Below are 13676 nucleotides of genomic sequence, written 5' to 3'. Positions count from 1 at the left end.
GCAGAATGTATTTATCAAGAATCAAACTTAATACTTCACTGAGAAAAACCATGCAGGCATTGGCTGCACCTAATCTTTTCCATGGAGCGATCGAAAGTGCAGAAAATGGTGAAAGAACAAGGAAACTCTGGCGGACAGATACTTTGTTCGGTGAACAGTATCTATTGATATTGAGTGAAAATAAAATCGATTTTTCTTCTGTTGCTGTGCAGTTCGGCTATGGATGCGAATATGAATGTAAAAGTTATGACGGTCTTCTTGAACGCATAACCAACGGTAGTAAATGGCAGTTCAGACTGACGGCAAATCCGACTATGCAATCAAAGCATCTGCCTGATAAAAACGGCAGAGGCAAAATAATCGCCCATATAACTACGGAATATCAGGAAGAATGGCTGTGCAGAAAGGCGGAGAAAAACGGTTTCTCAGTTGCTGAAGGAGAATATCTTGTAACTGCATCGAGATGGTATATGTTCAAAAAAAATAAGGAGCAGAAAAGCAAGGTAAAACTGCTTTCGGTCACATTTGAAGGTATACTCACCGTAACTGATGCCGATGCTTTCAGAAAAGCTCTTGTAAATGGAATTGGACGAGAAAAAGCTTATGGTATGGGACTTCTTACTGTTGCAGGAGGAAGAAAATGAACACACAGAGTGGAATGGAAAAGCCCATATTGTCTGAATTGCCTGCTATTAGCGACAGAATGACATTTTTATATCTCGAACATTGCCGTATCAGCCGTGAGGATGGTGCTGTTACTGTCAGAGATTCTGCTATTCCCCGCACATGCGGGGGTGATCCTTCAATTGCAGCTATTCGTTTACCTTCTTCAATCTATTCCCCGCACATGCGGGGGTGATCCTGTTGATTATGATGAGTTTGAAGCGCTTGATTACTATTCCCCGCACATGCGGGGGTGATCCTAAAGCAAAGTCCCTACCAATGGTAGAGATAAACTTTTCCCCGCACATGCGGGGGTGATCCCTACGCAGAAGCAGACCCCAATGCCGCAGGTTGCTATTCCCCGCACATGCAGGGGTGATCCTAACGTCTGGGAAGCGTATCTCATATACAAAGGCTATTCCCCGCACATGCGGGGGTGATCCCGGCGAGTGGTCGGTTATCCTTGAACATCCTATCTATTCCCCGCACATGCGGGGGTGATCCTAAATCAGGATGTAACCACATCGTTCTCGTTCTCTATTCCCCGCACATGCGGGGGTGATCCTACCATAGAGGCAAGGCGGAGAGACCTGCGGCACTATTCCCCGCACTTGCGGGGGTGATCCTGATGCTTTCAAGAGCAGTACGCCAAAAAACGGCTTTTCCCCGCACATGCGGGGGTGATCCTAACCCACAGGGCATTATACAGCACCTTATGCACTATTCCCCGCACATGCGGGGGTGATCCCGTTGATATTTGTGAAAAGTCGGTCTTGAAAAACTATTCCCCGCATATGCGGGGGTGATCCCTCGAAAGCCGCATCACGTCCAAGACGTTCAAACAATTCCCCGCACACGCGGGGGTGATTCTAATATTACCTATAAACTTTGTTTATGTGATTTAATTGGAATTTTTGTTTAAATAGTACATCAATTGTATAGACAATGTGTTAGTAAAAATATGTACAAGTTTTTTATCAAAAGTCAGCGGTTGCTCTGACTAAGAAAATAAAGCATGTTATATATTGACGTATTTATATCTTAATGGTATAATGTTATTATGAAAACTCAACAATTAACAGCTGTTTGAGTAATAATCAGCATAGGAGAAAAATAATGGCTCGTTTAAAGATAATTAGCAATCCTTATGAGGAGATAATCTCTATAAGTCAGTTTGACAGTTCTACATCGGAATGGGAATTGGTGGACTATGAAAACAGCAAGCTTCATAGCGAAAAAATTGAAAAGGGAGTTTTTCCTTTTGTTGTTAAAAAAATAGCTGATTCAATATTTGAGGAGTTTCAGGCTGGCAGTGAACCTATTACAATTGTATTTGAAGGCACAGATGACGAACTGAAGGAATTGCAGGAAGTCTGTTCGGATGAATCGTACAGAGGCTTGATCAATGTTGAAGCATCTTCGGTTACTATCCGTAACGCCCGCGATATACTGCCCGAGGTCAAGGAGATCTTCGGTAAGATGGAGCCGCTTATAAATATAAGCGTTAACGATAATGCGGAAGTAAATGATGCTAAGAAGAGATTTGCTGATGTATCGAAAGAAGCGATACCTATATGTGTTTTCGGAAACTACAGCTCAGGAAAATCCACATTTATCAATTCTCTTGTAGGATACGAGGTGCTTCCAAGCGGCGATGATCCTCTTACGGCAAAGATACATCGTATTGAACGTTCTGCATTTAATGATCGTGCATCGATCAGTTTTGAATATGAGGAAAAGAAGATAGAGATATTGTTTAATGAGAACGGATCACCGTCCGTAAATATACGTATAGACGATGATTTCTTCAGAAAATTGGGGCAGGTAATGGAAGAATCTTCAGATGAACCTATGATGCATAGGGTATACAAGGTGCTTGAAGTCTTAAATGATGCAGAAAATGAAGAGATAACAAAAGGTCTTTCCGATATCATAAGTTTAAAAGTTCCTTTTAATCCTGCCGGAGTTCTTGGAAGATCAATGCACAAGATCGTTATTTTCGATACACCGGGAGCTAATTCTGCTTCTAACCAGAAGCATTTTGATGTTCTGCGCCATGCTATGGAGAATCTTTCAAACGGTCTTCCTGTATTTGTTTCAGAGTATGATGAACTCGATACAAAGGACAGTAAAAATCTCTGCGATACCATAAAGAGTATGTATCGTCTTGACCGCAGATACACAATTATTGTTGTTAATAAAGCAGACCAGATAAACTTTGGTAAAAAGCCTATGGATACAGGGCGTGTATTGAATCATACAATTCCGAAGAATCTTGAAGTAAACCGTATTTTCTTTGTATCTTCGGTTATGGGACTCGGTTCTAAAAACAGCGGAAACTTTCTGAATGAATATTATGAAGAGATATTCAGCGATCTTGAAGAAAAATTCTCTGATCCATCTTCTAAATTCTACAAGCAGCTTTATAAATATGACATTATGCCGGAGCATCTTAAAAATCGCTCTGTAGAGAGGTCTGATGAATGTGAAAACAATATCTATGCTAACAGCGGACTTTATTCGATAGAAGAAGAGATCGAGACATTTGCAGGAAAGTATTCTCCGTATAATAAGTGTCATCAGTCCAAATTATTTCTGGATATCGTAACAAAAGTGACGGAACAGGCCATAACAAATGAAAAGCAGCTTTGCATGGAAGAAAAAGCTGACCTTGAGCAACGGCTTGATGCAGGTGAAAAGAAACTTGTTGAGGACCTTGATAACGGTAGTAAAGCTATCAGAGAGCAGTTCGTAGATGAACATGTTGTACTTATGAAGACAAGCACAGAGGAAAATATCACTTTGCTCGATAAGGATCTGCTTCAGAATAGAGAAGCCGAGATCACAGAAAAGATAAGATCAGAAAGAACAGTTACAGACTCTGCTTCAAATATAACTGAAGCTCCGGAAACGAAGAAAGGCAAACTTGCTGGTCTTTTCAGTGATGTAAAGGGCAGCATTGATAAGGCTAAAGAGCAGCGTGATAACGAACGTGCTATAGACAAGGAAGCTGCTGACAGGATACTTGAGGAGATAAAGGGCGGTTTTACTGAGTATAATTCAGAGGCACAGGACAAACTTAACGAGATATCACAGCATTACTGGACAGATTGTTCAGATAAGATGAAGAAGAGACTGATAGAAATAGTTACAGGTTCAGATGCAATATCTGAGGAACGCCGTTCCGAGATCGAAGAGATAATCATGACATACGCTCCTGTTAATTTTGATCGTCTTGCTGATGAAGTGTTTACTAAGACAGATTTTGAACACAGGTCACTGACGCTGTTCGGAGTTAAACTTATAGAAAATAATAAGCTGAATCTCGGAAAACTGGCTAAGGTATTCAATGCAGAACATACAAAGGTTCTGGATGAAACAGCTGAAAGTATTAAGGAAAGTCATTCGCGCAGTTTCAAGGAATGGAACAATGAGTTGTTATGTGAAATAAAAACAAATATTACTGAGTTCAATCCGGAACTGCAGAAACTTGTACGTTTTATTGCCGAAAAAGAAAAACGTATCATAGAGCTTGAGGAACGACTCGCAAGACTCAGTGGATATACTAATGAGATTGCTGAACTTATGGAATGGCACAAAGGTTAGTATATAGATAACTTATGTAAAGGATGGAAAATATGGGTGTCAGGAACTGGATAACCAAAAGAGGACAAAAAGCAGGTGACAAGATAGCGAAACTGTCAACGCTAAGTCCCGGTCAGATAGAAGAGATACACAAGCACCGTGACGAATATTATTCTTTGCTTGAAAATGCAGATCCTGCGTCTGCAGTATATCTTACAGAAAGTCTTATTGCAGCAAGCAGTATAGAAATTTATAATGCATATCTTCCGCAGCTTGCCGAATTATATGATCCTGTTGAACGCAATTTCGGAGTCAATGACGGATTTCGTACTCATAACAATATACGTTATATGAACATTACCAAGTGGGTAACAGATAAGGAGGAAAACAGCCTTGAAAAGCTTGTTAATGTCTATGAAGTACTTTCAGGAGAGGACTGCAATATTTCTCTGATATTCAGGCGAACATGTGAGCTGACAGAGGTGTATCTTGGTGTTACCAATAACCTAAATGAGGTTAGCAACGGCAGAGTTGATGATTATTATAGAAGACTTGCGGATGCTGTCAGAGGTAACTTTCCCGGTTCGGAATACAGCAGTAAAGCTATGACAGGTACTCCTGAGTTCCTTGATAATGATATACGTTATTCGGTTGCATCATGTTCAAATGTTCCGACTGAGAAATCAGATAAGTTCATAAGCCAGACAATTGAGAAACTGCTTGATGGTATCATACCTGACAGCTATGAAAAAGAGTATACTATTATTCTTCTTGCAACTCCGATTCAGGATATAGAAGAAAGGAAGCTCCGCCTTGCCGAACTGTATTCCGGTCTTGCACCGTATGCTTCATGGCAGACGAATTTCACATATACAGAGACTGACGGTGTAAGCTCATCTGCACAATTGGGTGTTAATGTCGGCGCAAGTGCAGGTGTGCAGAATGGTCAGAATCAGTCTGTTACCCAAAGCCAGTCTCAGGCAGAATCAAAGAGTCACGCAGATGCAAATACACAGGGCGGCAGTGAATCAAACGGACAGGGAAACACCGAAACTAATAATGAAGCAATAACTGATACTGAATCACAGAATATTACCAAGAATAAATCAAAATCAACAGTTGATACAAAGAATACTTCTAATACTCAAGGAAATCAGATTACGCATACAGATCAACACAGTACAGCATCAGGGCAAACAGAAACAAATAACGTAAATGGTGGCCTGAATGCAGGAGTTGGTTTAGGACCTGTGCATATTGGCGGCGGAATATCTACTGGTCATAGTGATAGTCTTTCGGAATCTGTACAACAATCTATTAGTGATGCTTTTTCAAATTCTAATAGTGTGACTGAAGGAATATCAAAAGCAAAAGGGATTATTGAAGGCGTTTCTGATACAAAAGGAAGAGCGCTTGCAAAGACATATGGAAAAGCAATTGCCAAATCAGTGACGAATACAGTAACAAAGAGTGCTTCAAAAACAGTAACCGATACCATCGGAAGAACTATAACAAATACCCTTGGAAGAACTGCAGGTACATTCAAGAGTGTTAATCTTGGAACTAATTTCGGGGTCAATTTTGCACGTGCTTCTAATGTTACAGCATCTGTTGGAAAGAATGAAGGAATAACACAGTCGTTTACAAACTTCAATATCAAACACGCCCTTGAAATGCTTGAAGAACAAATGAAGCGCTATGAACAGAGTACTGCGCTTGGAATGTGGGATTTTGCTGCTTATATCCTAAGCGAAGATCTTAATACAGCTAATAATGTAGCACATACTTACCTTGCACTCACACAGGGAGAAAAGTCATATATGTCCAGAGCTTCGGTCAATCTATGGAGAGGTGATACGTCTAACAGTACTGCAGCAGAGGAAATATGCGGTTACCTCAGAGAGTTAAGGCATCCTGTATTCGGACTTGACCTGGAAGTTACAGAAAACGAGCCGGATTATAATGTGTATCCTCCGCTTGTTACTGCAACTACAGCGCTGTCAGGTAAAGAACTCGCTTATTCACTTAATTTCCCGAGAAGATCACTTACCGGATTCCCGGTAATAGAGTGTGCAGAGTTTGGCAGAAGCATTAATTCCTATGTGGAAACAAACGACGAGAATAACCTTCGTATCGGAACTGTATTTCATATGAATCATGAAGAATCAACTTCTGTAGAACTTGCGGTAAATTCTCTTGCTTCCCATACATTCATAACCGGAAGTACAGGTACAGGAAAGAGTAACACTATATACAAAATTCTTACAGAGGCACGGAACAGCGGTATAGGATTCCTTGTTATAGAGCCGGCAAAGGGAGAATACAAGCATGTTTTCGGCAATGATAAAGATGTCTCTGTATACAGTACCAATCCTTCAATATCACCTCTTTTGAAAATTGATCCTTTCAGTTTTCCTGAGGGAATCCATGTTCTTGAACACATAGACCGACTTGTTGAGATTTTCAATGTGTGCTGGCCTATGTATGCTGCAATGCCTGCCGTATTAAAAAGTGCTGTTGAAAGATCCTATATAGCCTGCGGTTGGGATATGACACGTTCTGTTAATCGCTTCGGTAAAAAACTATATCCTGTATTTGCCGATGTTGCAAGAAATGTGAAAGCTATAATTGACAGCAGTGAATACGATGCCGAGAATAAAGGCGCATATAAGGGCTCGTTGCTGACAAGACTCGATTCGCTTACAAACGGAATCAACGGCTTGATATTTGCCTCTGAAGAACTTTCGGTAACACAACTTTTTGATGAAAATGTTATCATTGACCTGAGCCGCATAGGCTCGGCTGAAACAAAGTCTCTTATTATGGGAATGCTTGTCTTGAAGCTTCAGGAGTATCGTATGACAGGAAACGGTATGAATGTTCCTTTACAGCATATAACAGTGCTTGAAGAAGCGCATAATCTTCTTAAACGCACATCATCTGAACAAAATTCTGAAGCAGGAAATCTGCTTGGAAAAAGCGTTGAAATGATTTCAAATGCTATAGCTGAGATGCGTACATACGGAGAAGGATTTATAATTGCAGATCAGGCACCGGGACTGCTTGATATGTCAGCTATAAGGAATACTAATACAAAAATTATCCTTCGTCTGCCTGATCAGGGCGACCGTGAACTCGTTGGTAGATCTGCAAACCTTAATGATGCTCAGATAACAGAACTTGCCAAGCTGCCGAGAGGTGTAGCAGCTGTATATCAGAACGAATGGGTACAGCCTGTTCTTTGCAAGGTAGATGAGGCAGGTGTTAACGGAACGATTTATCATTACGAACCGAAAAATGATGAGCGTACAGATATGAGCGAAGGTCTGTATATTGCTGAGCTCCTGTGTAAAGGTACAAGATTGAATAAAGAAGTTATTCTTGGGAGCATTTCAGAAAAACTCGAGAGTATGCATATCATACCCTCGCTCAGAGCAAAGATATTCAACATGCTTCTTGAACCTCCTGCCGAGCCGAGAATGACAAAACTTGCGCCGATAATAAGCGCACTTCTTCCGGATATGCTTCTGACTATGGAAAAGGTTTATTCTGAAAGCAATGATCCTGTGTCATGGACTAAATTATGTGAGGATCAGCTTAGAAAAATCACGTGTCAAGAGATAGATGATCAGACTCGACGTGATATAGTACAGGCTATTGTTACAGATCATCTGTTTAATCACTTAGGCAGAGCAGATGAACTTCGGAAATGGCAAATTGAAGGAGGCTTGAAATGAGTATCGAAAATATGAACAATGCTGCCTCTGAGATCAGGTCAGCACATAGCAGCGATTTGAAAAACTTTGATCCGGATAAACGTCTTGATATTTCTGAAAGAGCGGAGAAGAATGAGAATAAAATTGATGTCTTTGATCCGGATAAGAGGATAGAAAAGACAGATATTCAGGGTGGAAAATATGCTGATCTGAAAAAGGCTGATAATCTGGATGGAAAAGAAATTCATCATACGCCTGCCGATTCTGCAAATCATATGGATACTAAAGAAGGTCCGGCAATAATAATGGATAAGGCTGATCATATGCAAACGGCCAGTTGGGGTAATTCAAAGGAAGCGCGCGAATATCGGGCGAAACAGGAAAAACTTGTGAGTGATGGTAAGTTTCTCGAAGCGTTTGAAATGGATGTTGCAGATATCAAATCTAAATTTGGAGATAAATATGATCAGGCGATAAATGAAGCAAGAGAATATGTGAACAAAATAGAACAAGGAGGAAAAGTATGAAAAGAATTAATGTAGTCCCTTTAGAGAGTGTTGACGGCGTTAGATTCGGAACCAAGCGTTCTGAAGTAAGAAAACAATGGGGAAGTTTTGACGAGTTTAAGAAATCAGCATTCTCCGAGAATACTACGGATGATTTTGGTTTCTGCCATGTTTATTATGATGCCAATGATAACATGGAGGCAGTGGAGATATTTGATGCTGATGTATATATAGGTGATATTAAGGTATTTCCTGTATCAGAGACTGAAGTAAAAGGAATAATTGATGATCTTGATAATGAACTGATAAGTGTGTCAAAGTCAATAGGTGTCTATGCACCGTATGGTAAAGCGGAATGTATCCTTTTTGGATGTAAAGGTTATTACGATTGTTAAAGTTCTTTATTCTATAAACCATGATTTTTAATACTATCCAAATTTCTAATTGCACAGATAACACATCTACACAATGTCAGCAAAAAAGATGAAAATGATTGGATTCAGATTGCAAAATTCCATGCTGAATGGAGTCGTAAGTTATATGATGTTATAGTCCCTTTTATCCGATAAATATGTTGGGTGCGTTGAAACAAGGAGGTCTGTTATGAAATATAAAAAGCTCGCTTCTGTTTTTTCAGCGGCAGCAATTGCTGCTTCAATGGCTGGAACAACAGTATATGCTCAGGATTCTGAGATTCCTGAAGAAAAACCCACAATAGTAGCTGCCGATCCTCCCGAAGGCACAGATAATATTTCCTATGAACCGCAAATAGGCGACATGGTTTGGGTAACGGATGATTTAGTTATATATAATACACCTAACAAAAGATTCAGTGCGAAATTGCAATCTAAAATTGAATATGAAATATATATAATCGATCGGTATGATGAGCATAACTGGCGTGTATACATTCCAATGCTTAACGAACCTGAAAGAGTATTGCTTCTTGCCGATTCATATAACATTGTATTGAAAAGGCACGATGAACTCATTTTAGGCGACCTGTGTCCTGATGGGATAATAAATGTATTCGATCTTTGTAAGCTGAGAGAAATAGTCATGGATGATTTTTCAGACCTAAATGATTATTCCGATATTGACAGACTTATTGAACGAACAATAGTACGTCAGCTGGCAGACGTGAACTCTGATTCAGAAGTTTCTGTTGCAGACTTAGTATGTATGTCTGAATATCTGCTGGGTGATCATATGTCATTCAGATGATTTTCAAAAATATTATATAATATAGATGATCTATGATTTTGACCCCTCAACAGTCAAACAAGCAAAAATGTTCGAGCTTGATATTTTAAGGTTTATGTACTATTTCTTCAAGAATGATTCTTCTCCGGCTTTACGCCGGAGATGTAGACGTGTTTATTTGAATAAGGAGTTCTTGTAATCGCGAGAAAAATATATTTCCCTTTAAAGGCGAAATTTATTTCTTGAAAACTGAATCTTGATATGAAATAATCATAAAACAAGAGGTGAGCGAATGGCAGGCAATAAGAAGCAAAGGCAGTTCTTCAAAGATTACAGTGTGGCAAAACCCTTTCTTGAAAAAGTATTCTACTACGGAAGCTATTCCGCACAGGATTTCGCAGAGGCAGACATCTGCGGAAAAAGCAAGTACTTCGATATGCAAAAGACCCTCAGATACGTTTTTGGCAGTCTTATCGAAGAGACCAGGAACGCCAAAGGACAGAAAACCCTCAATCTGCATATAGACCACCTCTACGATCCCCACAGAGCCTTTCTGCGCTTTTTCGCACTCAAGAGCTTCACGAGTGTAAGCAGACTTCTCCGTATCTGCTATATCCTAGTCACGCCATGATCGTGTCTAAGACGATGTATGGTACTGCTGCTGATGTTGCAATCCGACATCAACCATGTTATAATATGAAAAAACAGAGTAAGGAGCGAAATTATTCCGTTAATGTTTATTCGTGATGATATATTAAGAATACAGCTGTCCTTCGGGGCAGCTGTATGTAACTTATCCCCTTGAAACGGCAACTTACCTTTCTGAATCTGCATCTTACCGGAATTCTGTTGACTCCTCATTTTATTGTGATATAATATCCATATCCCAAGCACAGTCAAGGATATAATACACATAAAAAGGAGAAGATTATCTATGAACAACAAATTCAAACGCAGTATAGCAGCTGTACTTGCAACAACAGCAATATGCAATCCATTATGCACTTTCACTTTTCTTTCTGACTTTGGTGCTGAACCTATATCTGCTTACGCAGCTCCATACCATTCTTCAGGATATACTACAAGAAATGGTGAGTTTACCATTAAAAGTGCAGATGCTTCATACACTCTGTATTTCGATGTTAAAGACAGTAAAGCAAGGACGGCTGTCGTTTGTGGCTGTTTTACAGCTAAATCCGGGTTAACTATTCAAGTGCCTGAAAAGGCAAGCTGGCGAGGTGTTGATTACACGATAACTGAAGTCGGTGACTGGGCTTTTGATGAAAACGAAAACATATCCAGCGTTATCTTACCGAAAACGATCACTAAAATAGGCAGCGATTCATTTATAAATTGTTCCAATCTGACTAATGTTTCACTTACTCCGCAAACAGTTGGTGTTATGGATTATAAGTTGAACGAAATCGGTGAAGAGGCATTCTCCGGCTGTGAGAAACTATCGGCCTTTTCTTTTGATAGCGTTGAAGTAATAGGTGACAGAGCATTTGAAAAATGCAGCAGCTTAACGAGTTTATGTCTTCCAAAAATACGTTCATTAGGCAAGGGCGCTTTTTATTGCTGTCCTGCTCTTAATGAAATTGATCTCTCAGCATCGACATTAACCGAGATACCTGAAAGTGCATTTGAGTGTTTTCCAACTTATAAATCGGATACTGATATCAAGCTTCCTTCAACAGTAAAAACGATTGGTAAAAAGGCATTTTATCATATGGATGGACTCAGAATGATAAACCTTTCACACGTGACAAACATCGGAGAATCTGCATTTGAATTTTGCGGAAGACTGAAAACTGTCTATACAAGCGATGATCTTGCTTCGATAGGCGATCACGCCTTTTATGGCTGCAATGATATGACATATTTTGTCTGTAAAAATCCGGATGTACATATAGGAAATGATGCCCTCGGATATGATTATGTCCGCAATTATTATCAGGGCAAAAAACAGGATTTCACATTATGGAGCAGCAATGGCGGCGGAAATGTAAGGGCATACGCTGCCGCTGATGGAAGAAATTTTCAATACAAGAATACAGAGGATGCACCGGCTGAAGCAATAGCAAATTTCAAAGACTATATGTGGCAAACCGGTACATGGACACCAAACTGCCCGGAGTATCTGGCTTACAATAATAAATATCTGTTTATTGACGGACATAAACCATATGTAGAGGAGAAAAATCTTTCAGCAAAATTCACCGGTTCGTGCGCCGGACTTGCTACGATCTGCGCTCTTACTTATAATGGCTATCTTACAACAGATCAATTTGCACCGGGTTACTCCATAATATCTGATATCACTCAGGAGTGTTCACCTTTTACAAAGTCATTTATAAATACGGTATGGTCAAATTTCAATGAAAACAGCTGGCAAAAAGCTTACGGAAACATTGTCCCCAAATTCGGCAATGAGGATGATGACATCATCAAATATATAGAATACATAACTTACGGCGAAGATGTTGCCGTAATGACGCATGGAGTCAGCCCTGATGATGAAGACACTCATGGAATCGTTTGTATTGGAATGGAATACATAAATGATGAAGAAAGCGGTATGGACAGAAGAATACTTCTTTATGATGTGAACAATTATGATTTTAAAACTAACTATTGCATAGAATTCAATAGCAATACAGGTGAATGGCGTAAAGGAAATTACAGTCAAAAAAACTTATATACTTCCAGTAAAAATCCGAACTTCTGTGTTAACTTATATACAGATCCGGATAAAATGGTTTCAAACGGTTCGCTGTCAGGAATGGAGCTTATAAATAAGCTTCTGAGCATAAAGCAGTAAACAAGTCTCTGCATAATCTATCGCAGCATTTCTGAACATAAAAATTATCATCAATTCTCCCGCCGCACAGATACTTGAAATATGACAATAACTGTGATAAATTATATATAGAGAAACCTATTTTCATCTGATCAGAGGGGGAATTTATGAAAAAACAGCTGTTAAGCATTATTCTTGTACTGTCCGTTTTGATCGGCATAATGCCATATACTGCATTTTCTGAGGATATCGGTCCGAACAGTTCCCAAGCGGACTTTTACGGTGATTTTATTGACGGTCAACAGGTTATCAGTGATATGATCGAAAAAAACGGAATGTTCGCTCATCCGCGTATCATAATGTCTGATGAAAGATTTACAAAGCTGAAAGCACATATCGGAGATGATTCCGTAACAGCGATCCTTCTTGAGAAACTTCGCAGCGAAGCGGACAGGCTCCTTGATACGTCTGTAACAGTGATTACAGAAAGCTCGCTGTCCATCTTACGAATACCCAGGATACAACGATATCTGTAGCTTGTATTCCACTGAAACATGGAGAAGTACAGCCCTCATGGACTCCGTCTATGGAAGCAATTTCAAAATGGACTACACATATGACAGAGGGTGATGTCAATGCAGACGGTAAGTTCGATGTAGCTGATGCAGTTCTATTACAGAAGTGGCTGCTTGCCGTACCCGATACAGAATTAAAGAATTGGAAAGCAGCGGACTTTTGCAATGATAATGTCCTGAACATATTTGACATCTGTATGATGAAACATGAGCTTTTGAAACAAATGATGATTAACTAAGATAAAAAACAAAAATAAAAGCCTGTGGAGAAGTATTATAATCTGAACCGCACCACATTGTGCGTACAGCACAAAAAAGCCCCTATGGCAAATAGAATTAAGCTACGAACTGGCTTCGCAATTCAAGCGGAGTCAGTTTTGTTTTGAGTTGAATGCGCTGGTGATTGTAAAAGTAGATGTAATCATCGATGAGCCGTCTTGCATCGGCAAATGTTTTGATCTTTGTCCTGTGAATACACTCTGTTTTTAGGATCGAGAAAAAATTTTCCGCTAAAGCATTATCATATGGGTTCCCACGTCTTGACATTGACGGCGTAATGTTGTATGATTTAGTTAGGTTATAGTACGCTGGTGAAGTATACTGAAACCCTTGGTCACTGTGGAGTTGC

At 39.7% G+C, this 13676-nt stretch carries 11 protein-coding genes and 1 CRISPR repeat array; of the genes, 10 read left to right on the top strand and 1 reads right to left on the bottom strand.

Going from position 1 to position 13676, the window contains the following annotated elements:
* Window positions 1-5: 5 nt before the first annotated feature.
* The 10 genes from cas6e to BT127_RS12525 all read left to right on the top strand — a co-directional run bounded on the left by cas6e (window position 6) and on the right by BT127_RS12525 (window position 13287).
* Window positions 6-644 (top strand): type I-E CRISPR-associated protein Cas6/Cse3/CasE, encoded by a 639-nt coding sequence (gene cas6e, locus BT127_RS12570; protein WP_075425336.1) that lies wholly within the window; start codon window positions 6-8, stop codon window positions 642-644.
* Window positions 645-776: 132 nt separating this feature from the next.
* A CRISPR array of direct repeats spans window positions 777-1533; the repeat unit is 25 nt; unit sequence TTCCCCGCACATGCGGGGGTGATCC.
* 246 nt (window positions 1534-1779) lie between these two features.
* Complete coding sequence (locus BT127_RS12565; RefSeq protein ID WP_075425335.1) at window positions 1780-4269, top strand: dynamin family protein; 2490 nt, start codon at window positions 1780-1782, stop codon at window positions 4267-4269.
* A 32-nt stretch (window positions 4270-4301) separates the two neighbouring features.
* Entirely contained in the window at window positions 4302-7985 is a 3684-nt protein-coding gene (locus BT127_RS12560; protein ID WP_075425334.1) for a helicase HerA domain-containing protein, read from the top strand.
* Window positions 7982-8491: a hypothetical protein gene (locus BT127_RS12555; protein WP_075425333.1), complete on the top strand. Its 510-nt coding sequence runs from the start codon at window positions 7982-7984 to the stop codon at window positions 8489-8491. The genes BT127_RS12560 and BT127_RS12555 overlap by 4 nt, the downstream gene beginning before the upstream one ends.
* Window positions 8488-8865 (top strand): hypothetical protein, encoded by a 378-nt coding sequence (locus BT127_RS12550; RefSeq protein ID WP_075425332.1) that lies wholly within the window; start codon window positions 8488-8490, stop codon window positions 8863-8865. Before BT127_RS12555 ends, BT127_RS12550 begins: the two co-directional genes overlap by 4 nt.
* 208 nt (window positions 8866-9073) lie before the next feature.
* Window positions 9074-9694: a hypothetical protein gene (locus tag BT127_RS12545; RefSeq protein ID WP_075425331.1), complete on the top strand. Its 621-nt coding sequence runs from the start codon at window positions 9074-9076 to the stop codon at window positions 9692-9694.
* Between the two features lie 271 nt (window positions 9695-9965).
* Window positions 9966-10304 carry a hypothetical protein gene (locus BT127_RS12540; protein ID WP_075425330.1) on the top strand — a complete coding sequence of 113 codons (339 nt, stop codon included), beginning with the start codon at window positions 9966-9968 and terminating at the stop codon, window positions 10302-10304.
* A gap of 303 nt (window positions 10305-10607) precedes the next feature.
* Window positions 10608-12494 carry a leucine-rich repeat domain-containing protein gene (locus BT127_RS12535; protein WP_075425329.1) on the top strand — a complete coding sequence of 629 codons (1887 nt, stop codon included), beginning with the start codon at window positions 10608-10610 and terminating at the stop codon, window positions 12492-12494.
* Window positions 12495-12640: 146 nt separating this feature from the next.
* Complete coding sequence (locus tag BT127_RS12530; RefSeq protein WP_075425328.1) at window positions 12641-13009, top strand: hypothetical protein; 369 nt, start codon at window positions 12641-12643, stop codon at window positions 13007-13009.
* 50 nt (window positions 13010-13059) lie between these two features.
* Window positions 13060-13287, top strand: a complete 228-nt coding sequence (locus BT127_RS12525) for a dockerin type I repeat-containing protein (RefSeq protein ID WP_175541968.1) — start codon at window positions 13060-13062, stop codon at window positions 13285-13287.
* 97 nt (window positions 13288-13384) lie between these two features.
* Here BT127_RS12525 and BT127_RS17375 read toward each other — a convergent pair whose 3' ends face one another.
* Window positions 13385-13606, bottom strand: a complete 222-nt coding sequence (locus BT127_RS17375) for an IS3 family transposase (protein ID WP_350339284.1) — start codon at window positions 13604-13606, stop codon at window positions 13385-13387.
* Window positions 13607-13676: the final 70 nt, after the last annotated feature.

Source organism: Ruminococcus sp. XPD3002, assembly GCA_900119535.1.
GTDB classification, from domain to species: Bacteria; Bacillota; Clostridia; order Oscillospirales; family Ruminococcaceae; genus Ruminococcus; species Ruminococcus flavefaciens_H.
The sequence above is the reverse complement of the archived record's forward strand: the minus strand, read 5'-3'. Positions and strand labels throughout refer to the sequence as shown.

Excerpts from the sequence above, each read along its gene's own strand:
- cas6e (WP_075425336.1), top strand. The coding sequence starts at position 6 with ATGTATTTATCAAGAATCAAACTTAATACTTCACTGAGAAAAACCATG.
- BT127_RS12565 (WP_075425335.1), top strand. The coding sequence starts at position 1,780 with ATGGCTCGTTTAAAGATAATTAGCAATCCTTATGAGGAGATAATCTCT.
- BT127_RS12560 (WP_075425334.1), top strand. The coding sequence starts at position 4,302 with ATGGGTGTCAGGAACTGGATAACCAAAAGAGGACAAAAAGCAGGTGAC.
- BT127_RS12555 (WP_075425333.1), top strand. The coding sequence starts at position 7,982 with ATGAGTATCGAAAATATGAACAATGCTGCCTCTGAGATCAGGTCAGCA.
- BT127_RS12550 (WP_075425332.1), top strand. The coding sequence starts at position 8,488 with ATGAAAAGAATTAATGTAGTCCCTTTAGAGAGTGTTGACGGCGTTAGA.
- BT127_RS12545 (WP_075425331.1), top strand. The coding sequence starts at position 9,074 with ATGAAATATAAAAAGCTCGCTTCTGTTTTTTCAGCGGCAGCAATTGCT.
- BT127_RS12540 (WP_075425330.1), top strand. The coding sequence starts at position 9,966 with ATGGCAGGCAATAAGAAGCAAAGGCAGTTCTTCAAAGATTACAGTGTG.
- BT127_RS12535 (WP_075425329.1), top strand. The coding sequence starts at position 10,608 with ATGAACAACAAATTCAAACGCAGTATAGCAGCTGTACTTGCAACAACA.
- BT127_RS12530 (WP_075425328.1), top strand. The coding sequence starts at position 12,641 with ATGAAAAAACAGCTGTTAAGCATTATTCTTGTACTGTCCGTTTTGATC.
- BT127_RS12525 (WP_175541968.1), top strand. The coding sequence starts at position 13,060 with ATGGAAGCAATTTCAAAATGGACTACACATATGACAGAGGGTGATGTC.